The organism is Enterococcus hirae ATCC 9790 (assembly GCF_000271405.2).
In the GTDB taxonomy this organism is placed as follows: Bacteria; Bacillota; Bacilli; order Lactobacillales; family Enterococcaceae; genus Enterococcus_B; species Enterococcus_B hirae.
Genome location: NC_018081.1, coordinates 806,320 through 833,108 on the forward strand (window position 1 = coordinate 806,320; position 26,789 = coordinate 833,108).

Here is a 26,789-nt window from a genome sequence, read left to right on the forward strand (position 1 = left end):
TATTTTAAAAATAAAGACAGAATCTGCGCCCTTCAATCTCGCAAACTCGAATGTCCATTTCATATAATTCATCTAAGATGTTCTTTTGAATAATTTCATTGGTGGCTCCTTGAAGAAACAGTTCCCCATTTTTCATGGCAATGATCTCATCCGCATAGCTTGCTGCAAAATTGATATCATGAAGCACAATAATGATCGTTTTCCCTAAATCTCGAACTAAGTGTTGTAAAATTTGCATGATCTGAACAGCAAAATTCATATCCAAATTATTTAGCGGTTCATCTAGTAAGATATAATCAGTATCTTGGGCTAACACCATCGCTATATAGGCTCGTTGTAGTTGCCCACCCGAAAGCGTATGGATCATCTGGTTTTTTAAGGAGGTTAAACCTAAGTGTTGCAAAGCTTCCGCCACGATTTGTTGATCCTTTGTAGTTAGCTTGCCTTTTGTATAAGGAAAGCGCCCAAATTCTACCAATTCTTCCACTGTGATTTGCATACTGATGCCATTTGATTGGCGTAAAATGGCTAATTTTTGAGCTAATTCTTTTGATCGCCAGGCTTTCACTTCATTATGATCAAGATAGATTTCCCCAGTATCTTTCGCAATCAAACGACTAATCATGGATAAAACCGTTGATTTACCAGCACCATTGGGACCAATAAAAGCCGTTAATCTTTGGTCATGGATAGAGACATCGACATCTTTGACTACCCGTTTGTCATGGTAACTTTTATTGACCTTTTTTAAATCGATCATCCAATTGTCTTCCTTTCTCGAATCAGTTTGATCATAAAGTACAGTCCTCCTGAAAACTCTACGATGACACTGACAGTGGTATTCCATTTAAAAATTTGTTCAACCAGCAGTTGTCCCCCTACCAAAAACAGTAACGCTACCAAAAAACTACCTAAAAACAACTCTCGATGCCGATAAGTCGCAAATAATCGGTAACTAACATTCGCTACAATAAAACCTAAAAAAGTTAATGGTCCTACTAATGCCGTTGCTGTTCCTGTTAAAAGACTGACACAACACAGGATTAAAAATTGAAATCGCTCTGTATCGATTCCTAAATTGATTGCCTGCTCTTGCCCTAGATGAAAAACGTCTAAATAACGACTTTTATAAAACAAAAAGAGCCATGTACCACTAATCAATATAGTTGCTGGTACTAGATAATGACTAGGGATGTTCCCAAAACTAGCAAATAATTTTCCTTGTAATAAATCATATTCGTTTGGGTCCATCACCACTTGTAGAAATGTACTCACACTACTGAACAAAGTCCCTAAGATGACACCAGTCATCAAAAGCAAAAACAAGTTCATTTGTCCTTTCTTTAGTAAAAAGAAAAAGAGTAATTGACTCAAGCCAACCATTAACGCAATATTTGTCAAAAAAAAGCCAGTCCCTGTTTGCTGAAGCATGGTCACACCCCCAACGATAAAGAAAAGGACCGTTTGAACTAAGACATAGAGAGAATCTAGTCCTAATACTGAGGGTGTCAAAAACTGATTTTGGGTAATTGTCTGAAAACTGATCGTGGCACTACTGGTGGCTAACGCAACCAGTAAAAAAGCAACGATTTTTTTACTCCGTAAGGCCCAAGCAAATTGCCAATTTCCATAAGTGTTGATCGTTAAATAGCTCATAATCACTAAGAGGACAAGAAGCAACAGTCCAATGAATACGCCCCTTTTTTTAAGCATATTTTTTCCTCCTAACCAACAAATAGAGAAAAATAATAGCCCCGAAGATTCCCACGATCACACTTACTGGGATTTCGTAAGGATAGATCACCAAGCGAGCAACGATATCACAAAAAAGTAAGAAAACACTTCCCAACAATGCAGTAATACCAATTGTTTTATGTACTTGATCTCCATATAAACGGGCTGTGATATTTGGAATGATTACCCCTAAAAATGGAATACTTCCCACCATGATCAAAACAATCGCACTAGCCAAAGAAACGAGACCGATCCCTAGTAACTGCATTTTTTTATAGTCAATCCCTAAATTGACCGCAAATGACTCCCCCAATCCAACAATCGTAAATCGATAAGCAAAGAAAGAAATAACGATTAATAATGGAACGGTTACATAAAGCAATTCATAATTTCCACGTATAATCGTGGCAAAATTCCCCTGTAACCAAGAAGACATATTTTGGATCAATTGAAATTGATAAGCAAAAAAAGTGGCAATGGAGCCGATGATATTACCTAACATGACACCGATCAATGGTAACATCAGTTGATTCTTTTGAGGTAACGTTTGTGCCAAAAAAAGAAATAAAAGTGTCCCACCAAAAGCAAACAAAAAAGCGGTAAATGAACGTAAAAGCAACGGTGCATTTGGTAAAAAAAGCATCACCACTAAAATACCCAATCTTGCACTATCCATCGTTCCAGCTGTGGTAGGCGAAACAAATTTATTTTGCGTCAAATGTTGCATGATCAAGCCACAAATACTGCTAGTTGCTCCTGCAAGGATCAGGCAAACCGTTCGTGGCAGACGAGTGGCAAGAAACAATTGCGTGCTTTGTCCTTTGAATTGAAGCAAATCAATTACTTGAATCGTTGAGACACCAATAAATAATGAGCTGATAGTCAGTAAACCTAACAACCCTATGAGCCAACCGTAGCGCATCAAACCCCTCCTGTAATTGATAATGATTCTCATTCTTATTCTAAGTGAACAGATGAACAAAAGCAACCGCTTTTTTTCCTTTCAAACTTCAATTGTTTGTATGTTATACTTTTATTAGCTATACAATGAAAAGGAGGATATTTTGATGTCAAAAGATGATGTACAGAGCCACTTAGATAAGGGGATGTATGGTACACCATTAGTTAATCCAGAGGAACAACATAAATATATGGGGACATTCCGTGAACGTTGCTACTTAAGTATGACTGTAGCTGAGATGAAAGATCCCATAAACAAAGAAAACTTTCTCAAAGAAATCGAAAAACAACCCGATGTTACGGTTCTTCTGAATGGCTCGCTACCTTTAACGATCCAGAATCAATATATCCAACTTGCTACCAAACAAAATGTACGCTTTACGATCGTTAATGATTATGTATCTGATGATCCCAATAGCTTTGGTTTATTAGTCGCTGCTAAAGAAGCGGTCAACGAGCCAGTCATTGATGTAGAAAAGAAATATCCCAAACAAGAGTCTCTTTCTCCAAAAGAACAGCCGAAGAAAAAAAGCTTTTGGGAACGACTATTTTAAGCTTATGCTGACTGTCATATTTCCCATAAAAGGCATGATACTCAAAACAATCTCTAAAAAAGAGAAGATACTAAAATTGACAAGCAATTTAAGTATCTTCTCTTTTTTTGGCGTTGAACACTATTTTCAATCTACAACATACCTCATTCAGTAAAAAATCTTTCACCTATGTTATCCCATAGCTAATTTCTTTTGATCTTCATAACTATTCAATCAATTTTAAGGGGCATTAACTAAATTCCATTCAACGTGCCCCGTATAATTTCCGGGTTGTGCTACCTTTGCATCAGTGATTTTGAGCGAGACATTTCCTAATAATTATAGACAGAGGTATGAATTGCTTGAGTAGCTTTCATTATAACGGTTGGGCTATCCGTTTTTATTTCTGGTGAAATAGTACCTTGGACTTCACTACCACAATCAACCAAGTCCGTACTAGGATTAAATGGCGCATTTCCATCATTGATATTTTTCTTCACGATACCTTGGTTAGTTAGGACGATCGAGCTTGTTGGAATCTCCTGAGCGCTATCCCAAACAAGTTGCGCTTGTAGTGACCAACTATTATTAGTTTGACTCTCATCACATACACCGACATCAAAAGAAGTTTTTTTAATAAATGGAATATATTGCTCTCCTGATTCTTTTAATGGTGTTTCAAGAAAGCTAAATTTCTTAGGGATATAAGAAAGTCCAAATGAACTTGTTGTTCCCGGTCTCATATTGTCTGAAGGAGATGGCATTTCTGGTAATGGTGACCAGATGGCTTGATAAGTCGTATTGAGTAAGTCTGTCACCTGATTTCCACTGCCCCCTTCTTTTATGTTCCAGCCGATAAAAATGCTATTTGGTTTCTCAGCGACTAGAGTAGCTTTGAATTGATCAAGTGTTGCCATTTGTAGTTTAGGATCGGTAGGAGAAACCGCAACAGATTGGAAATAGTGTTTTGTTATACTATTATCTTCAAACGTCCCCCCGTTGGCATCAAAAGTTGGACCAGCGATTATCCGATTATTTGAAAGATAATTATAATTCAATAGTTTATTATCTTTGGCAATAACTAATAGTGGAGTCTTGTTGTCTGTAGTAAAGATATTAGTAGTATCAGTGACATTCGTCAGATCAAATTGTCTTAAATCTAATAAGTTTAACTCATTCATGCCAAGAAACATGCTGTTCATAATCTTTACTTTTTCGGTTTGAAAAGAGCTCAAATCTAATTTTTTTACACTAGATAAATAAGAAAACATATGATCCATATTTACTACTTGACGAACATCCCAATTTGCTAGTTCTAATTCTTGTAATTTTCGATCTGCATTGAACATATAATTCATATCTATAATATGGGAAGTATCCCAACCACTCAGATTTGCTTTAGTTAAAAGGGGATCATTAGCAAACATCGCTCCTGTGTTTGTCACTGTACTAACATCCAATCCCGTCAAATCTACTTCCTTTAAATTCGACCAAAATTGAAAAGCATGTCTTAAATCTGTCGTTTGAATTGGTACTTTATTCCCCGAAGCAATTTTAAAACTGGTAATCGATTTATAATTAGGGAAAACTGCAGTGTTGATATTGTTCAAAATAGTCGGCTTTCCATTGATTACTGTAGGTACAATTATTTCTTGGCTCTTTCCAATGTATTTCGTTAAAAGATAACGATCCTTTTGTGGCGTCAACTGATATTGCCATTCCGATACAGTACCGGTTGCTGCTGTAACAGAGGAAGTTATTTGATCTACAGGCGATGTCGCTACATAACTTCCCTCAATAGAATGTTCATTCATTAGGTCTTTTAAAATGACACTGTTTGCTAGTTGTTCTTGCAATTGATTCTGTAATGAAACAGGCCAATGACTTAAATCTAAATTTTTTAATGCGTGACAATTAGTGACGAATCCTTTGACACTTTTAATCATGGTTGTCTTCCAATTGTTGATTCCCTCAATTTTTGTTAACTGTGGACAATCATTAAACATATCACTCAAATCTTCTGGCATTTCATTTTCTAAGATTGTCACTTGTGTTAAATTCGGACAATTCATAAACATGCCTCCTAAATTAGTCGCATCAAGTTTGTTGATCTTTACAGATTGTAATTGTGCACAGTTTTTAAACATTTCACTTGTATTAGTCACTTGACTAAAATCAGTCTGCCCAAAATCAACATTTCTAAGTGTTTGATTTCTAAAAAATACTTGTGACAAGTTGACACTATTTCCCTGATCACTAGCAATACAAGGGGCGAAAGGAAGATCAGCAGATACCGTCAAAGAATGCACTTCATTTTTGTTGATATCTCTCAAAAATTGTGGAGATAAGATTAGTTTTTTTATATTTGGTTGAATAGCATCTAAAAATGAAGAATTAATCACGATGGCTGGGACTTGGGTATTGTCTGACAATCCTGACAGCGTTAGTTCTGAATCATTCAATAGATAGTTGATGTGTTGATAGACTCCCTGATGAATTCCTCCCGTTGGCGAATTTTCTTTCTTAGTGAGTAGTTTTGGCGATTCTATTACTTGCTTCAAGTCGTTGTTTTCAACGGCAGTCGCTGTTTGCTCTGTTTGGCTATCTGCAAAGCCTGATTGTCCATAATAAACCATATTTCCTAACAAAATCATCATAATCGAAACATATTTTATTTTTCTCAAATCAGTCAGCTCCTCTTCACTTATAATTGTTTCGCCACAACGAAAAAGTAACCAATACCTAATAAGATGAAACAAATTGAAGTAATAAGAATTAGTGTATTAAGATAAAGAATCGTTTTATTTTCTTCTCCTATAATCACTCTTTTATAATTCATTAAAAATAGGTAAATGGCTAAGCTCATGAAGAGAATACCCGTTGAAATAATAAAAATCGGTATCGTATACATAATTGTTCACTCCTTCCAATCAAATAAATATAAGACTTATACTTATTTGATTCCTCCTTTGAAAGTATGTTATTTCTGTTCATAAAGTAAATCATTCATACTCCTATTTTTTCTAAAAATGGATATAAACGAAAAAAGAGAATGAGTACTCATTATTTTTTCTTATATCTTATAGCCAGATAGATGATGCCAGCTACATTGACTAAAAAGAGAATGATCCAACTAATTTGGAGCCATTGAGGAACAACAACGTGATAAAGCGACTGTTCATTGATATCATTAGCCGTTGTTGGATTGATCGTAAATTCTTTGCTAAATAACCATTCCTTGCCACCTGCCTTAACTGAACCAGTAAAAACATATGTCCCTGCTTTTAGTTCATCCTTTTTCCAATCAAATTGAAAAGGATAGACTGAATAAGGTGCAATATTTACATTTGTTTTTTGTTGCTCTTTGATGACTTTATCTGTATTTTTTTCAAGAATTTTACCTGCAACAGTTGCTTGATCAAATATATAAGGGTTAGGATTTAAAATATCTGCTTGAATGATTTTTCTTCCATTTGATAAAATCGGAGCGACTTTTTCTAAAGTAACAGAAATAGGTTGATTCATTTTGGTTTTTGCATTGTTGGTTAAAACTACTCCTAATGTGTAGTTATACGTATTTTCGATTGATACTTCTTTTTTCTGGTCTTTTGGTGTTTTTTCAGCTTTCTCAGAAACCACGATTCCTCCGACGACCACACCGGGAAATTTTTCTTTGGGTAATGTAACCGTAAGAGAGGTCTTTACTTCACTCTTTGCTGGTACTTTGACTTCTGACTGTGTCGATTTGACGATCGAAGTCAATGGTAATTTCAAATCTTTGTTGTCTTTTATCGTACCTGTATAATCTAACAAACCATTCACATTGGTATTTGCGTTTGTAACTTTAATCGTTAATCGTTTCTCCTGATTTGAACTATTGATCAATTTAACACCCAATTGATCTTGTGTACCTGGTTGCTCACATAGATAAAAATAGCCTAAATTAATATCAATTTGATGCACATTGGGAATACGTTCGATCGTATAGCCTCCCATTATTTCTTCTGCTTGAACATCCAACGTACCAATAAACATAAACATAAGAAATAAGATGATTGATTGCACTTTTTTTAACAATACCGTTCTTCCTTCCTTTTTTTGATTATCAGCAGCTCTTTGATCAAAAGCTTGGTCTGCCAATAATCAAAAAAAGGAAAAGAGTAAGTCCTTTCCCTTCTTAAGGTAATTATGGAGCAACCGATAGATTCCATTCGACATGTCCTGTATGTGTCCCTGCTGGCGTAGTTTTTGTATCTGCTATTTTAAGAGACACTTGTCCTAATCCATAATCATAGGTGTCATTATGCACAAATCCCTGTGTTCCTGACATCAATAAAACTTGAGCATCTGATGTAATCTCAACATTAGGCACAGCAGTAACTGAACCAGCTGGAGCGTCCACTAACTGACCATTTCCAGTATTGACCTTCGCATTAGTTCCAGTATGGGCAGTTTGAATCGACATTCCTTTTTCTCCATTATCCCAAACAACTTGTGCTTTTAAAGACCATCCCATAGTTTCCCGAGTTTTGTCTTTGACCCCGACATCAAATGTGCCAGAATTTTGCGGCATGGTCACAGGGATCGTTTGAGAGCCAGTTTCCAATAATTTTGTTGACGGGATTGTAAAAGTACCTGGTTCATAAGCAATCCCAAAGGCAACCGTAGGATTATTTGATTTATTCCCTGGATCAGATGAGCTGGCAGGATCTTTCGTATTACTTGGTGGCGTTGGATTAGTCCCACCATTTGTTGGTAATTCTAGTGGCGCACTGATCGGTGTTTCAGCTGTTGCTGGACTCGGAGTCGTAGTTGTGCTTGCTGCGTATACCCTTGGATTATTAATTGATAAAAAAGAAGCCAACAAGCCAGTGCTGATTAAAAAAGTACTTTTTTTCATTTATTTCACTCACTTTCTTTTTCAAACATCGGGTATTTTTATACTGTCCTGATTGAACAAAAAAAGCGTATCATTAAACTAGATTCAGTTTTTGTTCGTTTTTTTTGATTTCATACTTGTTTTCAAAAAAATCTAAGAGACTGAGCAGTAAAAGTAGTAAACAGGGCGATCATTTGCACATGACTTTTAAAAATAAATCGTGTACTTAGCAACCCGATGCATAAAAAAAACCATAAAATCCGAAAATAACATCCTTATTTTCTGGATTCTATGGGTTATTTTTTAGCTAGTGAGTTTTGCCATAATGTGATTAATTTTGAGTCAGGATATTAAGTTCAGGATACAATAAATTCAACACGTCTAAAGTCAATCTTCTCCCTTTACCTGCAAATGGGTACACGTGCATATGCATCGCTGGATTAAAGTTAGCTTCGATAATCCCATAAGCAGTAGCGCTGTTTTCCGGTGCTACCTCTTTGTCCGGAATAATCAAATCGATTCCACTAATTTTTGCGCCTAAAGCTTCAACTGCAGAAACAGCTATCTGCTTATAACTTTCAGAAAATTCGTCTGTGACATCAATCGAATCGCCACCTGTACTAATATTAGAATTTTCTCGTAGATAAACAACCTGATCTTTCTGGGGAACAGAAGAAACGGTAAGCCCTTGTTCTTTTAACATCAGTTGCTCTAATTCTCCTAAATGAATTAGCTCTAAAGGTGCTCGATGGTTTGTGCCTCTTAAAGGATCAAGATTCTTTTCAGCGACCAATTCAGCAACTGTACGTTGTCCATCTCCAACGACATTAGCAGGTTTACGAAGCATGATTGCTTTGACTTTGCCATCAATCACAAAGAAGCGATATTCCGTGCCTGGCATAAATTCTTCTACTAAAATCGAACGATCTTCGCTAAAGGCAATCGCAAGTCCTGCTTGATAGTCAGCTAAATCAGCACCTTCTTTAAAAATCGTGATGCCTAGTCCATAGTTCGTTGATTTAGGTTTAATGACAAATGCTTTGTTTGCGAATCTTGGATAGGCTTTGACTGCTTCCTCCATTGTCGTAAACTCGGCTCCGTTTGGCACACGATAGCCGGCTTCTCTCAAGACTTTTTTAGTGACCGTTTTATTTTCCATGATCAAGGGAACGATATAGCTATCTTTACTTGTCATATTTGCATTTTTCACGTACTCAATATGATCGTGATGCTGTAACCGCAAAAATTGATCCGATTCGTCAATCACTTTCACTTCAATACCTTTTTGGATCGCATCAAATAACAAGATTTGCGTAGACAACTCCATCTCTCTAAATCCTGCGAGTTGATACGGACGTTCATGCGCTTTTTGATAGTAAGAAAGACCCAAAGAGGTAGCAAACTGATGTTGACTACTTTCTTTTGCTGCTTGATAGATTGTTCCTGCTAGTGTTTCACTTGGACGTTCCAGTTCTTCTAACATTTTTTCAATCAATGGTAGTGCCTCTAGTTGCTCAAGTTCGAGCGCCATTTTCTTCATATCAGTTAAAAGATAACGGCCTTCCTCGATAAACTCGGTTTGATTTAGAGGATGTTCAAGAGAGACGATTTCATTTTTTCTAGTTCCTTCTTCTACCCATTGATCAGCTGCTTCTTTTTCTTCCGTCCATAACATATAAGTTAAAAATAACTGTAAGAAACGAACTTGTTCTTGATCAATTCCTAAACGTGCATTGGGATTTAAATCGATATTTCTTAATTCGATATAACGCACACCCGTTTTAGCTAAATCTGCTACCCGTTTACCACCACGAAAACGAAGTGGCGTATAAAATTCTTTTTCTTCTGATAGTTTTCCTTCTTCAACCATCTTTTCAATGTCGAACAAATATTGCTCCATTGAAGCATACGAAACTTTGACATTTGGATGATTCGTATAACCATACGAACTATTCCGAATACTTCGAACTGGCTCATTAGGAGCTGGTTTATCAATGAAATAGTTTGCTTCACTTAATGGTGATGCCCCATAAAAATAGGTAATCAACCACCGATAGCGCAGAAAATTGCGCGCAGTTTTCAAATATAGCTCTGTTTTAAAAGCAGCAAACTCCGAAAACTCTGTTTGTTGCACAAACAACGATCGAAGCAAATCATCTCCAAATTCAAAATTAAAATGGATACCACTAACCATTTGCTTTCTTTTCCCATATTCTTTAGCTAAATAGCGGCGATATAACACATCTTCAAAATTTGCTAATTTTGCAATCATGATGTCTTCATCTTTTGCTGGCAATGCTGGTGGCATACTTAAAGGCCAGATCATTTCATTTTCAGGAATTGAGCGAGCAGCAACATCATAAATGGCTGACATATATTGGAAAAGCTCATGGATCGAATCGGTGACTGGTGTAATTAATTCAATTTGTGTTTCACTAAAGTCTGTCTGTATATATGGATGAAACGTACGATCGCCAAAAACACTTGGATGATCAGTACGTGTTAGATCTCCTGTAAGGTTCACTCGCTGTCCTTCTCGTTCCACACCAAAACGTGCTTGATCGATAAATGGACGTGAACTAGGATGTTTTAGTAATTGTTTAAAATTCATGTTGATTATCCTCCAGTTCGTATGCCTCTAATTATAGTAAAAAATAGCCAGAAAAAGAATGAAATTGTTTCAAAATATAAAAAAAGCCTGTCCAATTTTATGTACGCTTACTTCGTCGGTTGGGTTGGTTCACTCCCATACCTTACTAATACCATCATTATATGTAGAATTACCGTTACCTTTCTATAAGAAAAAGCATCTAGCTAAAAAGATTCAATTTTTTAGCTAGGTGCTCTTCTTGCTGATAAAAAGAATAACTGCTTACTCTTCTTTCAACAATCCTTTAAATAAACCAATAACAAAATCATTAGGTTCAAATGGTTCAAGATCATCGATTCCTTCGCCAAGCCCTACCAATTTCACTGGTAAGTGAAGTTCATTACGGATGGCTAACACGATCCCACCTTTGGCTGTACCATCTAGTTTGGTTAAAACAAGCCCAGTGACATCAGTTGTTTCTTTAAATTGTTTTGCTTGTACCATTGCATTTTGACCAGTAGTCGCATCTAGTACAAGTAATGTTTCATGAGGTGCATCTGGTAATTCTCGTTGAATGACACGTTTGATTTTTTCCAACTCATTCATCAAGTTGACTTTGTTTTGTAAACGTCCAGCTGTATCTACTAACAACACCTCTGCCTGTTCACTTTTCGCACGTTCCATCGCATCATACACAACGGCTGCTGGGTCGCCACCAGCATTTCCCCGAACCACTTCGACACCAGCACGTTCGCCCCAAACCACTAATTGGTCAATCGCACCTGCTCGGAAAGTATCGGCTGCTGCCAGCAGCACTTTTTTTCCTTCATTTTTGTATTGGTGGGCTAGTTTTCCGATACTGGTTGTTTTTCCAACACCGTTTACCCCGACAAACAAAATAACTGTTAATCCTTCTTCTTGTAGATTTAATTCATTAACTTCGTTGATTCCTTCTTGTTCATATAAATCCACTAATTTTTCAATGATTGCATTTTGGATCTCAGCTGGTTTCTTTGCGTTTCTCAGTTTTACTTCTTGACGCAACGCTTCAGAAATCTGAATAGCCGTATCAAACCCAACATCCGCACCAATCAGTGTTTCTTCTAATTCTTCAAAAAAGTCTTCGTCTACTGTCCGAAAATTAGCAAACAATTCATTCATTCGTTCGCCAAATGTTTTTCTGGTTTTTTCTAACCCTTTATCATATTTCTCTTGTACTTCGACTTCTTCTGGTTCTTGTTGTTCACCAGTAAAAGCACGCTTGATTTTATCAAAAAAGCCCATATGATCCCCCCTAATCTAAAACAAATTTTTCGATAACTTTGGCTACACCATGTTCTAAGTTACTTGACGTAACATAATTCGCTGCTTCTTTAACAAATGGGACGGCATTTGCCATGGCAACACCCATTCCAGCGTATTCAATCATCGGCAAGTCATTTTCTTCATCCCCAATTGCCATGATCTCAGCTGGTTCTAAACCTAAATCTTTTGCTAGTAAAGAAATACCATAAGCTTTTGTCACACCTTTTGGCATAAATTCTAAAAGCATACTGCGGGTCTTGATGATTTCATAACGTTCATGAAATTCGGCTGGTATTTCTTTGATCTTAGGATCTAATTCCGCTTGCGGATAGGCAATAACTGCTTTATTCAACACAAACTCGTCTGTCAGATCTGCTAAATTTGCCGGTTGAAACTGCAATAATTTATTTAATGTGTTGTATAAAGATTTTTTCCCTGGTGCAGTCGGTAATTGTAAAACCACATGATCTGATAATATATCTAAGGGCAATGCCAATTTTTGCGCAAGATCATATAAACGATGGATATCAGCAACTTCCATCACTTTTTTCTCAATGATTTCTCCTGTATCGTTTTTTTGAACAAGACCACCATTGAAGGTGATGCTATAATCCCCTTCGTCCACTAATCCTAACTCTTGCAAATAATGAGCCATTGCTACTAAGGGACGACCAGTACATAAAACGATCTTAACACCTTTTTCTTTTGCTTTCGCTAAAGCTTGCTTATTCTCATCTGAAATTTGTTTTTCTTCATTCAATAATGTACCGTCTAAGTCGATCGCAATTAATTTAATCATTTATTTCCTTACACCTTCGTTTCCATTTTTCCTTCTTCATTGATATCTTCCATACGGACAGACACAATTTTTGAAACACCTGATTCTTGCATGGTTACTCCATATAAAACATCGGCAGCTACCATGGTACCTTTTCGGTGTGTGACCACGATGAATTGAGTGTCATCTTGGAAATCACTTAAATAACGTCCAAATCTTTTCACATTTGCTTCATCTAACGCAGCTTCTACTTCGTCTAAAATACAAAATGGAACAGGACAAACTCGGATGATTGAAAACAGCAAGGCGATAGCAGTTAATGCTCTTTCCCCTCCAGAAAGCAAGCTCAGACTTTGTAATTTCTTGCCTGGTGGTTGCACTTCGATTTCGATCCCTGTTTTTAATAGATCCGATGGGTCAGTCAATACCAATTCTGCGCGACCACCACCAAACATATTAGGAAAGACTACTTTAAACTCTTGCCTGATTGCTTCAAAGACTTCTTTAAAGCGAGCCCGTACTTCAGCATCCATTTCTTCCATTGTTTCAAACAATTGGTTCTTTGCAGATAACAAATCATCACGTTGTGTGGCTAAAAACGTATGTCGTTCATTCACTTGCTCAAATTGCTCAATCGAACGGATATTCACTGGTCCAAGGTCTGCGATCTGCTCTTTTAAGACTGCTACTTTCGTGCGACTACTTACAATATCGGAAGTTGGCTGGTAATCAGTGACAGCTTTTTCAAAGCTGATTTGGTATTCCGTTTGCAAATAGCTCAGCTGATGATCCAACAACATTTCTGCACGGTCTTTTTGCACTTCCAGTTTCGATTGTTCTGTTAGCTGTTGCTTTTGTTGTTGGTTTTTTTCAGCAAGTACTGTTTCAAGCTGATCGATTTCTTTTTGCGTACGTTCTCGTTGTTCCTTCACTGCCACTAGTTCTGCTTGTAGTTCTTCACGCTGTTGCGCAAGTTCCGTGATTTGGCTCGCTAAACTTTCTTCAGTGATTTCATGATCAGAAAAATCTGCAGTCAATGTTGCTAATTGTTGCTCTAAACTTGTCTGACGTTCAAGTGCTTCATTTTTTTGAACACGTGCTCCACGTAATTGGATCTGTAAATGATTGAATTGCTCTTTCAAGACAGCTAAATCTGCTTGTTCCTGTGCTTTTCGTGCTTGGACTTGTGATCGTTTTTCTTCCATTTGATCACTTTCTTGGTTCAGTGATTTGATCTCTTCATCGATTTGTTGTCGTTGTTGTTCGATTTCCTTTTGTCTTGCCGTTAACTCTGCTTGTTGTTTTTGATATGTTTCGATGAATTGTTGCAATTCTCTCGTTTCAAAGTTTGAGAGTTGCTTTTCTTTTTCAAAGCGTGCTAAGTCATTCGTGATATTTTGCAGTTGATTCGTTATTTCCTGCTCTTCAAACCGCAATTGTTCATTTTGCGTACGCAACTTTTCTTGTTTTTGGCTCAAGTCAGCGACTTTGGTTTGTAGTTCTTGAACAATTTTTTCTTGATTTTGCAACTGCTGATCTGCTTGTTCATATTCAGCTGTCAGCTGTTTCAATTCTTGATTTTGAGAGAAGAGACTGCCTTGATTTCCCCGTTTATTTGCTCCACCCGTCATGGAACCACCAGCATTCATCACGTCTCCTTCCAGAGACACTACTCGGTATTGGTATCGTATGGTCTGAGCAATAGCATTGGCACTAGTTAGATCCTTCGCTAATAAGATCGTTCCCAATAAATTGTGGACCACGGTTTGAATTTCTGCAGGGAATGTCACCTGTTCACTTGCGATACCTAAAAACCCATCTACCGCTGCTGCTTGCGAAAGAACGTGCGCAGGTAACTGTCTAGGTTTAATCGTTGTTAACGGTAAAAAGGTCGCTCTACCCCCTCTTTGCTTTTTCAAATAAGTGATTGCTTGACGTGCATCGTGTTCGTTTTCAACAATGACGTGTTGCGCTGCTCCACCTAGAGCTGTTTCGATTGCAAGGGTAAAAGAGCTAGGTACATCAATCAACTCAGCGACTGCACCTACGATACCAGATAATTGTTGTTTATGTTGTAAAACTAACCGAACGCCCTGGTAAAAACCAAAATAGTTTTCTTGGATTTCTTGTAAACTTTTTTGGCGTGCCTGTAATTGTTGGACTTGGTTCATCAATTGGTACATTTTAGGTTGTTCATTGGTTAATTTAGTTTGTACTGTTTTCCCTTTTGTTTGAACTTCTTCCAACTCATGTTGGTTCTTAACTAAAGCTTGTTGAAGATTTGCTTGTTTTTCAGATAGTTCCTGTTTTTGAGAGGATAACGCCAAGACAGAGGCTTCTACTTCTGATTGCTTCGCTAATGTTTGTTTACTTTTGGACGTTTCTTGTAAATATTGACGTTCAAGATATTTCAATTCATTTCCGACATTCGCTTGTTCTTGCATCAAATCAACATATTGATCTCGTAATTCAGATAATAATTCCTTCGTTGATTTTTGATATTTTTCCAATTCTTGTTGTGTCTTCATCAACTGTTGTTGTGCTTCTTGGATTTCTGTTTCTTTTTCAGTTGTTTCTTTTGTCAATTTTTCCTGAAGTTCCTCAAAATGCGCTACTTTCTTTTGCGCCTCGGCCAAAGAAGCCTGATATTCTTGCGTACTCTTTTGTGTATGCTTTGTCCGCTCTATTAAGACATCTTTTTGCCCTTCTGCTTGTTTTAATCTTTCAGACAATGCCAACAGACTTTGTTGACCTTTTTCAATTTGACGGTCTTTTTTGGCGTTTTGCTTTCTTTTTTCTGATAGTACGGCTTCTTGCGATTGGATATGTGTCGCTAATTTTGTCAGCTCTTGATTGAATTGTGTCAGCTGAGTTTGTTTTTCTTCCCACTCTTTTTTCGCTACGTTGATCTCCGTAATCATCAACGCTATATCCGTTTGGGTTAATTCTTCTTTTAACTGCAAAAATTTCTTAGCGATTTCACTTTGCTCAGCTAGAGGTGTTAATTGCTCTTGCAACTCGTAAATAATGTCTTGTACTCGACTAAGATTATCTTCTGTTTCAAATAACTTTTGTTCCGCTTTTTTCTTGCGTTGTTTATATTTTAATACACCTGCTGCTTCTTCAAATATTCCCCGACGGTCTTCTGGCTTACTACTAAAAATTGCTTCTACTTTCCCTTGTGAAATGATCGAAAACGATTCTTTTCCTAAACCTGAATCTAAGAACAGTTCTTGGATGTCTTTCAATCGACAAGGTTGTTTATTGATAAAAAAATCACTTTCGCCTGTTCGTCGATAGCGACGAGTCACGCTGATTTCTTGATAATCCAATGGTAAATAATGATCGGAATTATCCAAAAGTACTGTAACTTCTGCCACATTCAAAGGCTTACGAGAGTCTGAACCAGCGAAAATAATATCGGGCATTTTCCCCCCTCGAAGGCTCTTAGCAGATTGCTCGCCTAAAACCCAGCGGATTGCTTCAGTGATATTACTTTTGCCACTCCCATTTGGTCCAACGACGGCTGTCACACTATTTTCAAAATCAATCACTGTTTTATCTGCAAAGGATTTAAATCCAGCTATTTCAATTCGTTTTAAATACACGAAGCGTTCCCTCACTTACTTTTACAGTGCTGCCAGTGCATTTTCTGCAGCAGCTTGTTCTGCTAGTTTTTTCGATTTTCCTTGCCCAGTCCCAATCAACTTGTCATCTACATAGACTTCGATCCAAAAAATCCGTTCATGTGCCGGACCTTCCTCTTTTATTAATCGGTATTCAATAAATACATCACCTGATTTTTGCAACACTTCTTGCAACTTCGTTTTATGATCCATCTCATGTGAAAAAGCACCTGCTTTGACTTTTGGAAAGACAACTGTTTGAAGAAAGGCATGGGCTGCTTCAAACCCTTGATCAAGGTACAAAGCACCTAGAAAGGCTTCAAATAAGTCACAAAGAAGAGCTGGTCTGGTTCTTCCCCCAGAATTTTCTTCTCCTTTACCTAACATGATATATTTATCAAATCCACATTCTTTGGCAAACTTGGATAAACTATCTTCACGAACGATCGCCGCACGTGTCTTTGTTAGTTTCCCTTCTGGGATATCTGGATATAAACGATATAAATATTCTGAAACCATTAATTCTAATACGGCATCTCCTAAAAATTCTAATCGTTCATTATCTGATAATTGAAGGTTGCGATGCTCATTCACATAGGATGAATGGGTAAAAGCTTGTTCAAGTAAATTGAGATCGTGAAAAACGATAGTATACTTTTCTTTTAATTCATTTGTCAGCTGATTGTCCATTTTTCACATTCCTTTATGGATATTTTTTCAATACTTCCTTATTATACTGGTTTTTGTCTAAATTTGAAATGGTTCCGACAAAAGGTAAGTAAAGGTTTAATAAACCTCAAGAATCCAATGATTTTTTCGATTAAAGAATTTATTAGCTGATCATTTGATTGATTTGATAAATAGTATTCAAAAGTTGCCAGCTATACGAAAAGACCTCCCAAACCGTTTCCGTGTTTGGGAGGTCTTTCTCATTGCCAGATTCGTTCAATACTTTCGCTAAACGGCATGTATGTCCTTATTTTAAGAACGTGATTCTGCTGTTACCGTTACTTTCGCCCATGGATTTGGTGCATCATATGACCAATCCCAATCTTTAGTACGATCGCTCACTGGTAGTACTTCATTACGGAACAATGTTGGAATTGCGAAAGCTTCTTCAAATGCATATGCTTGCCATTTTTTATATGCTTCTTTTTGGTAATCTGCATCAAATGCTTCACTTGAATTGATATCATTGATCAATTTCGTATTTTCTTCTGATTCAAAACGAGTGTAGTTGAATGCTGCATTTGGTCCCCATAGTCCGTTTGGATTTGGATCAGTTCCTGTACTCCAAGCTGCTTGATATACATCAATTTCAGGATCGTCATTTTCTAATTTATCGTAGAATGAGTTAAATTCGATTAAACGTCCAGTCGTGTATTTCACATCTAAGCCGATTTTTTTCCATTGTTGCACATAGTAATCAGATAATGGTTGCGCTGTTTCGCCACCTGACATTGAAGCAAAGTTGATCGTTAATTTATTTCCGTCTTTATCTTCACGTAACCCATCACCATCTACATCTTTATAGCCAGCATCATCCAATAATTTGTTTGCTTTATCGATATCTTGCGTAAATCCTTTTAGATCGTCATCGTGGAATGATTCAAATACAGGAGGAATCAATGAAGTAGCATTGCTTCTTAACCCTGCATAGAAACGTTCTCCTACTGCATCGTTATCTAATGCATAACCCATTGCTTGTCGCAATGATTTATCTGCCATTTTAGAATTTGGATCGTATTCAACACTGCTCTTTTCAGCATTCCATTTACCTAATTTGAAGCCTAAGTAAGTGTATGATGTTTGTTCACGTCCTAAGTTTGTGTAACCTGAGACATCTTTATATGTGTCATACGTATCTGTAGGCATTTGGAAAATCATGTCATAAAGTTTTGAGTTCAAAGCTTCTGTTGCACTAGCAATCGGCAATGATTTCATCGTGATTTTTTTCAATTGTGGTTTGCCATTCCAGTAATATTCATTTGGTAGATACTCTACTGATTCTCCTGCAACGATATTACTCATGTAATATGGACCAAAAGTCACTGGATTTTTACGTACTTGATCACTTGATTCCATGTCTTTGATTGCTACACCTTCAAGTGTGTGTTTTGGAGCTGCATATGCCCAAATCCCACCACCTGATTGAAGCATACTTGGTTCCACTTTTTTATATTCGATTTCAACTGTCTTATTGTCCACTTTTTTGATACCTGAGATTGTCGGAGCGCTACCGCTATGGTATTCTTCCATCCCAACGATGTTTCGGAAGTTATCATCATAACGGATACCTGTATAATCCTTGTTACCGATAATTTCATAAGGGAAAATCACGTCATCTGCGGTTACATCTTTACCATCTGACCATTTTACATTGTCTTTTACTTTGATCGTTGCTTTTTTCGTCTCTTGGTCTAAATCTAAACTCGCTGCACCATCATTTGTGATCTTGAAGTCCGCATCATTTGTAAATAGTGCTTCATGAGAAGGTGCCATAAATGCTGCATCGTAAGAATCTTGATAAAATTCCCATTGGAACAATCCTTTGAATTGACTATCGGTTGCTACTGCAGCCTCCAATTCGCCATCTTTTATTGCATCTTTATCATTTTTCGTTGAGATTGGAAATGTTAATTCCTTCTTCTCACCGTTATTTGCTGAACTCCCAGAAGAGTTAGAACCTCCGCCGCTTCCACAAGCAGCTAATGCCATTACTGAAAAAAGTGTAACAACGCCTAAAATTGATTTCTTCATTCCTTATTTCCCCCTTTGCTTTCTTCTTTATCCTAATCGTTGGCGTGCATCGGCAGAACGCTTAAACGCTTGTCCAACATAGTTTATACTCAACATCAATACTAAAATTAGAATTGACGCAGGTAACCAGATCCATTGTCGATTCACTAAAACCTCACCGTTGCTGGCATAACCGATTAGTGTTCCTAAACTAGGAACATTTGCTGGTAAGCCAAACCCTAAGAAAGTCAAAGTGGTCTCGATCCCAATATTTGCTGCAAAGTTCATCGTTAAGTTGGTAATGATCAATGAACTTAAGTTAGGCATGATTTCACGGAACATGATTTTAAAATCACTTGTTCCCATTGTTTTTGAAGCACTCACATAATCACGCCTTGCTTCTGATAAAGTTTTACTTCTGAATAATCGAGCTTTAGCAACCCAATAAAATGCACTCATAATGAAGATGAACGACCAAACATTATATCTAGAGATAATCGATACAAATACGATAATAATCAACATAATCGGTAAAATCATAATGAAGTCAACGATACGCATCAAAATATTATCGATGATCCCCCCATAAAACCCAGAAATGATCCCTAGTCCAACCCCGATAATCGAAGTGATGACTGTGATTGCAAAACCAATGGTGACGGAGTTTCTTGCACCGATAATCAGTTGTCCTAAAACATCCCGACCACCTTCATCTGCTCCTAAAATAAATTTTGTCCCCTCGGTAGAGATAGCACCTGGAGCTGCATATTTATCAAAGATGCTGACATACATTACTTTATCTTGGTCTGTAAATAACGCACCGATAAAGATAACTAACAATAAAATAACGAGTAAACCTAATGAAAAAATGGCGATTTTATCTTTTTTAAATTCACGGGCAATCATTCGTAATCCCATTGGCGGGATACTTTCTTGCACAACGTCTTTCTTTTTATCACTCATTTGTCTTTTCTCCTTTCTGATTGAATTTTATTGGATACGGATACGTGGATCAACAATGCTCATGATGATATCTGAAAGCAAGGTTCCGATCAACGTCGCAATTCCTAAAATCAATACTAAGGAGGTAATAACTGTATAGTCACGTTGTCCGATCGAATCAATAAACAATTTACCGACTCCTGGGTAGCCAAAAATCTTTTCAATAACTACTGAACCAGCAATCAAGGAAGTAATTTCATAACCCATTTGTGAAGCCATCGGCAATGCCGCGTTTCGGAAAATATGACGACTAAATACTTTATTGGTTGGTACCCCTTTTGAACGGGCAGTTCGCACAAAGTCTAAAGATTTTGAATCAATGACTTCGCTACGTAAATACTGAATCGTTACAGCTGTAGCTAAAAAGGCTTGAGTGATCGATGGTAAAATGATGTATTTCATGCGATCAATCAACTGGGTGAAAAAGCCCCCTTGGATTCCTAACGTCTGGGAGCCGCTGGTTGGGAACCAACCTAGACGATAACCAAATACAAATAACATAATCAATCCAAAGATAAATAACGGAACAGCAAAACTAAAGAAATTGTAGATTACAACAGCTTTATCCAAAAATGAGTTTTGGTATCTGCCCGCCAACATACCTAGTGGTACAGCAATCAAATAAGTAATGATAACTGTTAAGATCGACAAGTAAAGAGTATTGACGATACGCTCACCAATCAAATCAGAAACTGAACGTTTGTATAAGAAACTTTGACCGAAGTCTCCTTGTAACGCATTCCCGATCCATCGGAAATACTGGACATACCAAGGATCATTCAAACCAGCTGCCTGTCTCATTTGCTCGATGACTGCTGGATCTTGGTTGGGGTTGATCAACCCGGTAAAAGGATCTCCAGGCATCGCTTTTGCCAACATAAAGATCAAAATACTAAGAATAATAACTTGTGGGATCATTAATAATACACGTCGTAATATCGTTTTCCACATTAGCTGGCACCTCCATCTTTCAACGCTACTTTATGCGTCGGTGTGATCGTACGGAGATCGTACACTCGACCAGTTGCATCGTAGTACTCCTTTTGATTTTGGATGTACTCACGTTCCACTCTTCGTCGATTCTCTTTGTGTAACTCCCGATTTTCGACATCAATCCGAGGGATAGCAGACAGTAAACGTTTCGTATAGATATGACGTGGATCATTATAAATATCTTCTCGTGTACCAATTTCAACGAATCGACCTTTATACATAATTGCGATATTATCACACATATGTTTCACGACTCCCAAGTCATGAGAAATAAATAAATAACTTAAACCAAATTCTTGTTGGATTCGTTTCATGAAATTTAATACTTGCGCCTGAACGGATAAATCCAATGCAGAAACTGGTTCATCTGCTACGATGAGTTTTGGGTTTGTCGCAACTGCACGTGCAACCCCTAAACGTTGACGCTGTCCACCTGAAAACTCATGTGGATATTTATACAGCGCATCTTCCGGCATCCCTACGATATCCAGTAGATTTTTCACTTTTTTCTTTTCCTCTTGATCACTCAAACGTTCAAAGTTACGGATCGGTTCTGCAATAATATCCAATACTCGCTTTTTAGGATTCAAGCTGGACATTGAGTCTTGGAAGATCATTTGAACATCTTTGTTATAGCCAATTTTTTGTCGGTTACTTTTTTTAGTGACATCTTTACCTTCATAAATGATTTGTCCTGAAGTCACTTTTTCTAATCCAACGACTGCTTTCCCTGTCGTTGATTTACCAGAACCAGATTCTCCGACTAAGCCATACGTTTTTCCTTTTTCAATAATGAAGTCGACACCATCTACTGCATATACATGATCCGTTACTCGATTAAAGAATCCACTACGAATAGGATAGTGTACTTTCAAATCGCTGATTGTAATTAATTCTGTCATCTACACCTCTCCTTTTTCGTCTCTAAAGTGGAAATGTTTGTAGCAAGAGCAACGAACCAAATGATTCGGAGCAATTTCATGAAGGACAGGGTTTTCTTCGTGATCACTGGCTGGAATCCAAGGAATCCGAGGAGCAAAACGACAACCAGTTCGTGGCATATTTTTCAAAGAAGGAACAACGCCTTCAATCACATGGAGCTCAGCTTCATGGTTCCCCTCTTGAGGAATAGAGTTCAACAATGAACGGGTATAAGGGTGTTTAGGATTTTCAAAAAGTTCTTTGACCCCAGCTACTTCAACAAATTGACCGCCATACATTACCGCTACCCGATCAGCCATTTCTGCCACAACACCTAAGTCATGCGTGATCAGAATGATTCCTGTTTTGGTTTCTTCTTGTAAGTCTTTTAATAAATCAAGAATTTGCGCTTGAATCGTTACATCTAGCGCTGTCGTTGGCTCATCTGCAATAACAATCGGTGGCTTACACGCAATCGCAATGGCGATGATTACCCGCTGTCTCATCCCCCCAGATAATTCATGAGGATATTGTCGTCCGACTCTGGCAGGATTAGGAATCCCAACTTGCTCCAACAATTCCAAGGCACGAGCTTGCCGTTGTTCAGCGTTCATTTTGGTATGATAAGATAACCCTTCCTTAATTTGATCTTCAATACGCATCAAAGGGTTTAACGCAGATAACGGATCTTGGAAAATCATCCCAATATCATTCCCGCGGATTTTGTTATACAAAGTTTCATTCAATTCAATCAAGTTTAAATCATTATATAAAATTTCGCCTGTGATCTTTGTGTTGTTTGGATCAAGTAACCCCATAATAGTAGTCGCTAATGTACTTTTCCCGCAACCAGATTCTCCAACGATTGCTAAGATCTCGTTTTTATCTAATGTAAAAGAAACGTCATCTACTGCATCGTAATACTCATCTTTAAGACGGAAGCCTGTATGTAGGTTCTGAACATCTAATAGTTGATTATCTGACAATCTAATACCCCTCTCTGCTCCCTGGTTGGAAGTTTTCTTAATAAAAAATGATATCCCACAGAATAAAACGTTTTATAATAAGCGTTATTCTAAGGATAGTGCAATATATTATTAATAATTATATATAAAACCCCTCTACAATGCAAGAAAATTTCAGTCAGTTGCCAGAATTGTCAGAAAAATCTATTTAAAATAAAGATAAATCACTTGAAAAATTAAAAAAAAGTGAGTAAAGATCCGATTGATCTTTACTCACTTTCATGCTGATGATTAGTTAAGATGATTGCTGATGTAGTCAACTGCCCCACCAACTGTTTCAATTTGTTCTGCATCTTCGTCAGAAATTTCTGTTCCAAACTCATCTTCAAGTTCCAAAACAAATTCCATGATGCTGATTGAGTCAGCTTTTAGGTCATCTTTGATATTTAATTCATCAGTTACTTTATCTGTATCAATTTCAAAATGATTTGAAATAATTTTCGCTACTTTATTAAATACTTCTTCACGTGACAATGTTTTCACCTCCAACAATTATCAAAATTGCCGATTTCCTTCACCAAGGCTAATTTTACTGACATTTTCTAAGATTGTCCACCTTTTTTTCTATAGGGTCGTCGACGAGCAACCAGAAACATTATTCTGCAGGTTTTTCGAATTGTTCAACTAACTGCCCTACCACATTGGTTTCCAACATAGTGTGGATTTGTCTGATGGTATGTCTCACTGCATCTGGTCCAGTCGCACCGTGAGTTTTGATGACTGGTGCCTTTAATCCAAAAAGAACTGCTCCGCCATGTTTTGAATAATCCATTTCTGATTTTAATGAACGTAACCCATCTTTCAACAATAGTGCGCCCATTTTTCCTTTAAACCCTTCATTTAAAATGGCAGCTTTCAAAAGGTCCATCAGATTCATGGCTGTTCCCTCAATGGATTTCAATACTGCATTGCCTGTAAATCCATCGGTTACAACAACATCTGCTGCCCCGTTCAATAGTTCCCTCGCTTCAACGTTTCCAATAAAATTCAAACTGGTTTCATTTTGAAGTAATTCGAAAGCTTTTTTAGTTAATTCGCTTCCTTTTGTTGCTTCCGTCCCATTATTCAATAAAGCAACTCGAGGTCTACCGATTCCTCGGACTTTTCTTGCATAAAATGAGCCTAAGATGCCATATTGTAATAAATGTTCCGGTTTATTTTCAGCATTTGCACCTAGATCAAGCATATCAAACCCTGCATTGGGTTGACCGACTACCGGTAAAGTAGACATCAGACCAGGGCGTTCGATGTTTTTGATACGACCAACAATAAAGAGTCCAGCTGCTAATAATGCGCCAGTGTTCCCCGCTGAAAAAATCGCGTCTGCTTCACCATTTTTGACAGCTTGTGCTGCCAAAACCATCGAAGCATTCTTTTTACGGCGAATGGCTTTAACTGGTTCATCATCACTATCGATTTTTTCATCTGTATGAATGATCGTCACATTGTGTTCTGTTGTTAGATATTTTCTTATTTCATTTTCCTTACCATAAAGGATAAATTCCACATCTGGGAAATCTTTTTGAGCTAAAGCCACACCTTCCACAATGGCTTGTGGTGCGTGATCTCCACCCATTGCATCTACGGCAATTTTCATTATTTCCACTCCTTTTTTATCATCACTATAAAGTATAGCACAGTCTATTAATCAAAATAACGATTATCTTGATTTTCCAAGTCTAAACTGCGGACCAAATGTTGGTATTCTGGCAATAGTTGCCAATCCTTTAACTGCCATAGCTTTTGTGCCTCATCACGAGCTACCTCTAATATATTACTATCTGTTACAAGATCAGCAATTGCAAATTGCGGTAAGCCTGATTGGCGAAAACCAAATACTTCTCCTGGTCCACGCAACTCTAAATCTTTCTCACTTAGAATAAAGCCATTGTTCGTTTCTGTCATTATTTTCATTCGCTCAATCCCTAATTCATTTTTAGGATTAGCTACCAATACACAATAAGAAGCATCACTACCACGTCCAACACGTCCACGTAATTGATGTAACTGTGCTAATCCAAAACGATCAGCATCCATGATCAACATGACTGTAGCATTCGGAACATTTACACCCACTTCGATGACCGTCGTTGAAACCAAGATTTGCATCTTGTTTTCTTTAAATGTTTCCATAATTGCTTCTTTTTCCTGGTTCTTCATTTTACCATGTAACAATCCGACTTCATACTGAGGCACAAAAAGCGCACTTAATTTTTCATAAATTTCAACAGCGTTTTTAACGTCTAATGCTTCTGACTCTTCAATCAACGGGCAAATGACATACATTTGATGTCCTTTCGCCAGTTCCTTCCATGTCCAATCTAACACACTATTTAATTGTGGCGTACGAACCCATCTCGTCTCTATTGGAATCCGGCCAGCTGGAAGTTCGTCAATTACCGAAACATCCATTTCTCCGTATGCAGTAATCGCTAAAGTCCGAGGAATTGGTGTGGCTGTCATAAATAAAACATCTGGACGCCAGCCTTTTTCACGGAGTACTTTTCGCTGATTCACACCAAAACGATGTTGTTCATCCGTAATAACTAAACCTAAGTGTTGAAATTCGACTCCTTCTTGAATCAACGCATGGGTACCGACAACGATATCGATTTCTCCTTGTTCCAGCAATTCGAGTAGTTCTCTTCGTTCTTTGGCTTTCGTCGAACCCGTTAACAGAGCAAGTTTAACTTCTTGCGCATCAAATAATTGAAGAAGGCTTTCCATGTGTTGTTGTGCCAAAATTTCAGTTGGTACCATCAATGCGCCTTGAAACCCTGCAGTGACCGCCGCATATAAGGCAATTGCTGCAACAATCGTCTTTCCGCTACCTACATCACCTTGCAATAGGCGTTGCATATGTTGCGGACTTCTTAAGTCACGACAAATTTCATTCGTGACTCTTTTTTGGGCATCCGTCAATTCAAAAGGTAGTTTTTGAATAAATTGTTTCAAGCGCTGGATGTCATATAAAATTTCAATGCCATTTGTTTCTGCTTTTTCCGATTTTTTAAGCCCTTGAAGTCGCATTTGAAATAAAAAGAATTCTTCAAAGACAATTCTTCGTTTTGCTTGATGGTTTTCTTCATGATTTTTCGGAAAATGCATGCTTTTAACAGCTGTTGGCCGATCCAACAGTCGATATTTCTCAACTAATCCATTGGGAAGATTCTCTTCGATCAAATCACCATACTCTTCGAAACCTCTTCGAATCAAATCGACTAAAGTTGTTTGACGGATTGATTTATTGACATGATAGATTGGAGAAAAATCATCCACCGCTTGAGAACCCAAAATTTTCATACCATTTAATGACTTCCGTTTCGCATCCCATTTTCCATAGACAGCAATTTCTTCGGATAAGATCACTTTATCTTTCAAATATGGTTGATTGAAAAAAGAAACATTGAAAACAGCATGATCCTGCATCATACGAAATTGGAGTCGATTCTTTTTGTAGCCAAAGCGACTCATTACTGGTGGTGAAACAACCAGGCCTTTTAAAGTCACTTTTTCTTGATCAAGTATTTCATTTAAATTTCTTTCTTGAATGTCTTCATAGCGAAAAGGATAATAGGTCAATAGGTCTTCGATGGTTTGGATTCCCAGACTAGCAAGACTATCCGCCCTTTTTGCTCCCACACCGGCTAACATCGTCACTGGATCATTTAAAGACCTCATATTTCACCCTCCTTTACCGTATG

21 protein-coding genes are annotated in these 26,789 nt (G+C 37.5%); 1 reads left to right on the top strand and 20 read right to left on the bottom strand.

Going from position 1 to position 26,789, the window contains the following annotated elements; genetic code table 11:
• Window positions 1-4 precede the first annotated feature (4 nt).
• The 3 genes from EHR_RS03885 to EHR_RS03895 are packed head-to-tail and all read right to left on the bottom strand — an operon-like array spanning window position 5 to window position 2,656.
• Window positions 5-760, bottom strand: a complete 756-nt coding sequence (locus EHR_RS03885; protein ID WP_010736818.1) for an iron ABC transporter ATP-binding protein — start codon at window positions 758-760, stop codon at window positions 5-7.
• On the bottom strand, window positions 757-1,713 hold the full coding sequence (locus tag EHR_RS03890) for an iron chelate uptake ABC transporter family permease subunit (RefSeq protein WP_010736817.1): 957 nt from the start codon (window positions 1,711-1,713) through the stop codon (window positions 757-759). Before EHR_RS03890 ends, EHR_RS03885 begins: the two co-directional genes overlap by 4 nt.
• On the bottom strand, window positions 1,706-2,656 hold the full coding sequence (locus EHR_RS03895) for an ABC transporter permease (RefSeq protein ID WP_010736816.1): 951 nt from the start codon (window positions 2,654-2,656) through the stop codon (window positions 1,706-1,708). The genes EHR_RS03890 and EHR_RS03895 overlap by 8 nt, the downstream gene beginning before the upstream one ends.
• A 145-nt stretch (window positions 2,657-2,801) precedes the next feature.
• Between EHR_RS03895 and EHR_RS03900 the strand changes: the two genes are divergently transcribed.
• Window positions 2,802-3,248, top strand: coding sequence for a YueI family protein (locus EHR_RS03900; RefSeq protein ID WP_010720405.1), 447 nt, complete (start codon window positions 2,802-2,804; stop codon window positions 3,246-3,248).
• A gap of 311 nt (window positions 3,249-3,559) precedes the next feature.
• Here EHR_RS03900 and EHR_RS03905 read toward each other — a convergent pair whose 3' ends face one another.
• The 17 genes from EHR_RS03905 to recG form a co-directional block, all read right to left on the bottom strand.
• Window positions 3,560-5,911: a BspA family leucine-rich repeat surface protein gene (locus EHR_RS03905; protein ID WP_010736815.1), complete on the bottom strand. Its 2,352-nt coding sequence runs from the start codon at window positions 5,909-5,911 to the stop codon at window positions 3,560-3,562.
• 20 nt (window positions 5,912-5,931) lie between these two features.
• Entirely contained in the window at window positions 5,932-6,138 is a 207-nt protein-coding gene (locus EHR_RS03910; RefSeq protein WP_010736814.1) for a hypothetical protein, read from the bottom strand.
• Window positions 6,139-6,290: 152 nt separating this feature from the next.
• Window positions 6,291-7,304, bottom strand: a complete 1,014-nt coding sequence (locus EHR_RS03915; protein WP_010736813.1) for a DUF3324 domain-containing protein — start codon at window positions 7,302-7,304, stop codon at window positions 6,291-6,293.
• Window positions 7,305-7,413: 109 nt separating this feature from the next.
• Window positions 7,414-8,127, bottom strand: a complete 714-nt coding sequence (locus EHR_RS03920; protein WP_010736812.1) for a hypothetical protein — start codon at window positions 8,125-8,127, stop codon at window positions 7,414-7,416.
• Between the two features lie 310 nt (window positions 8,128-8,437).
• Window positions 8,438-10,717 carry a bifunctional glutamate--cysteine ligase GshA/glutathione synthetase GshB gene (gene gshAB / locus EHR_RS03925; protein WP_010736811.1) on the bottom strand — a complete coding sequence of 760 codons (2,280 nt, stop codon included), beginning with the start codon at window positions 10,715-10,717 and terminating at the stop codon, window positions 8,438-8,440.
• Between the two features lie 261 nt (window positions 10,718-10,978).
• A complete protein-coding gene (gene ftsY / locus EHR_RS03935) occupies window positions 10,979-11,980 on the bottom strand; it encodes a signal recognition particle-docking protein FtsY (protein ID WP_010736810.1) in 1,002 nt (333 codons plus the stop codon).
• Window positions 11,981-11,990: 10 nt separating this feature from the next.
• A complete protein-coding gene (locus EHR_RS03940; RefSeq protein WP_010736809.1) occupies window positions 11,991-12,800 on the bottom strand; it encodes a Cof-type HAD-IIB family hydrolase in 810 nt (269 codons plus the stop codon).
• 8 nt (window positions 12,801-12,808) lie between these two features.
• A complete protein-coding gene (gene smc / locus EHR_RS03945; protein ID WP_010736808.1) occupies window positions 12,809-16,387 on the bottom strand; it encodes a chromosome segregation protein SMC in 3,579 nt (1,192 codons plus the stop codon).
• A gap of 21 nt (window positions 16,388-16,408) precedes the next feature.
• Window positions 16,409-17,095 (bottom strand): ribonuclease III, encoded by a 687-nt coding sequence (gene rnc / locus EHR_RS03950; RefSeq protein ID WP_010720414.1) that lies wholly within the window; start codon window positions 17,093-17,095, stop codon window positions 16,409-16,411.
• A 291-nt stretch (window positions 17,096-17,386) separates the two neighbouring features.
• On the bottom strand, window positions 17,387-19,165 hold the full coding sequence (locus EHR_RS03955; protein ID WP_010720415.1) for an oligopeptide ABC transporter substrate-binding protein: 1,779 nt from the start codon (window positions 19,163-19,165) through the stop codon (window positions 17,387-17,389).
• 27 nt (window positions 19,166-19,192) lie between these two features.
• Window positions 19,193-20,107 (bottom strand): ABC transporter permease, encoded by a 915-nt coding sequence (locus tag EHR_RS03960; RefSeq protein WP_010720416.1) that lies wholly within the window; start codon window positions 20,105-20,107, stop codon window positions 19,193-19,195.
• 27 nt (window positions 20,108-20,134) lie between these two features.
• A complete protein-coding gene (gene opp4B, locus EHR_RS03965; RefSeq protein WP_010720417.1) occupies window positions 20,135-21,097 on the bottom strand; it encodes an oligopeptide ABC transporter permease in 963 nt (320 codons plus the stop codon).
• A complete protein-coding gene (locus EHR_RS03970) occupies window positions 21,097-22,041 on the bottom strand; it encodes an ABC transporter ATP-binding protein (RefSeq protein ID WP_010720418.1) in 945 nt (314 codons plus the stop codon). The genes opp4B and EHR_RS03970 overlap by 1 nt, the downstream gene beginning before the upstream one ends.
• Window positions 22,042-23,046 carry an ABC transporter ATP-binding protein gene (locus EHR_RS03975; protein ID WP_010736807.1) on the bottom strand — a complete coding sequence of 335 codons (1,005 nt, stop codon included), beginning with the start codon at window positions 23,044-23,046 and terminating at the stop codon, window positions 22,042-22,044.
• A 270-nt stretch (window positions 23,047-23,316) separates the two neighbouring features.
• Window positions 23,317-23,559: an acyl carrier protein gene (acpP, locus tag EHR_RS03980; protein WP_010720420.1), complete on the bottom strand. Its 243-nt coding sequence runs from the start codon at window positions 23,557-23,559 to the stop codon at window positions 23,317-23,319.
• A gap of 121 nt (window positions 23,560-23,680) precedes the next feature.
• A complete protein-coding gene (plsX, locus tag EHR_RS03985; RefSeq protein ID WP_010736806.1) occupies window positions 23,681-24,682 on the bottom strand; it encodes a phosphate acyltransferase PlsX in 1,002 nt (333 codons plus the stop codon).
• 47 nt (window positions 24,683-24,729) lie between these two features.
• Window positions 24,730-26,766: an ATP-dependent DNA helicase RecG gene (gene recG, locus EHR_RS03990; RefSeq protein WP_010736805.1), complete on the bottom strand. Its 2,037-nt coding sequence runs from the start codon at window positions 26,764-26,766 to the stop codon at window positions 24,730-24,732.
• Window positions 26,767-26,789 lie beyond the last annotated feature (23 nt).

What these genes read in the sequence shown, in the direction of transcription:
- EHR_RS03970 (WP_010720418.1), bottom strand. Translation starts at nt 22,041, where the DNA reads ATGACAGAATTAATTACAATCAGCGATTTGAAAGTACACTATCCTATT.
- plsX (WP_010736806.1), bottom strand. Translation starts at nt 24,682, where the DNA reads ATGAAAATTGCCGTAGATGCAATGGGTGGAGATCACGCACCACAAGCC.
- opp4B (WP_010720417.1), bottom strand. Translation starts at nt 21,097, where the DNA reads ATGTGGAAAACGATATTACGACGTGTATTATTAATGATCCCACAAGTT.
- EHR_RS03940 (WP_010736809.1), bottom strand. Translation starts at nt 12,800, where the DNA reads ATGATTAAATTAATTGCGATCGACTTAGACGGTACATTATTGAATGAA.
- EHR_RS03885 (WP_010736818.1), bottom strand. Translation starts at nt 760, where the DNA reads ATGATCGATTTAAAAAAGGTCAATAAAAGTTACCATGACAAACGGGTA.
- gshAB (WP_010736811.1), bottom strand. Translation starts at nt 10,717, where the DNA reads ATGAATTTTAAACAATTACTAAAACATCCTAGTTCACGTCCATTTATC.
- EHR_RS03960 (WP_010720416.1), bottom strand. Translation starts at nt 20,107, where the DNA reads ATGAGTGATAAAAAGAAAGACGTTGTGCAAGAAAGTATCCCGCCAATG.
- rnc (WP_010720414.1), bottom strand. Translation starts at nt 17,095, where the DNA reads ATGGACAATCAGCTGACAAATGAATTAAAAGAAAAGTATACTATCGTT.
- EHR_RS03910 (WP_010736814.1), bottom strand. Translation starts at nt 6,138, where the DNA reads ATGTATACGATACCGATTTTTATTATTTCAACGGGTATTCTCTTCATG.
- EHR_RS03895 (WP_010736816.1), bottom strand. Translation starts at nt 2,656, where the DNA reads ATGCGCTACGGTTGGCTCATAGGGTTGTTAGGTTTACTGACTATCAGC.
- EHR_RS03900 (WP_010720405.1), top strand. Translation starts at nt 2,802, where the DNA reads ATGTCAAAAGATGATGTACAGAGCCACTTAGATAAGGGGATGTATGGT.
- ftsY (WP_010736810.1), bottom strand. Translation starts at nt 11,980, where the DNA reads ATGGGCTTTTTTGATAAAATCAAGCGTGCTTTTACTGGTGAACAACAA.
- recG (WP_010736805.1), bottom strand. Translation starts at nt 26,766, where the DNA reads ATGAGGTCTTTAAATGATCCAGTGACGATGTTAGCCGGTGTGGGAGCA.
- EHR_RS03920 (WP_010736812.1), bottom strand. Translation starts at nt 8,127, where the DNA reads ATGAAAAAAAGTACTTTTTTAATCAGCACTGGCTTGTTGGCTTCTTTT.
- EHR_RS03955 (WP_010720415.1), bottom strand. Translation starts at nt 19,165, where the DNA reads ATGAAGAAATCAATTTTAGGCGTTGTTACACTTTTTTCAGTAATGGCA.
- EHR_RS03890 (WP_010736817.1), bottom strand. Translation starts at nt 1,713, where the DNA reads ATGCTTAAAAAAAGGGGCGTATTCATTGGACTGTTGCTTCTTGTCCTC.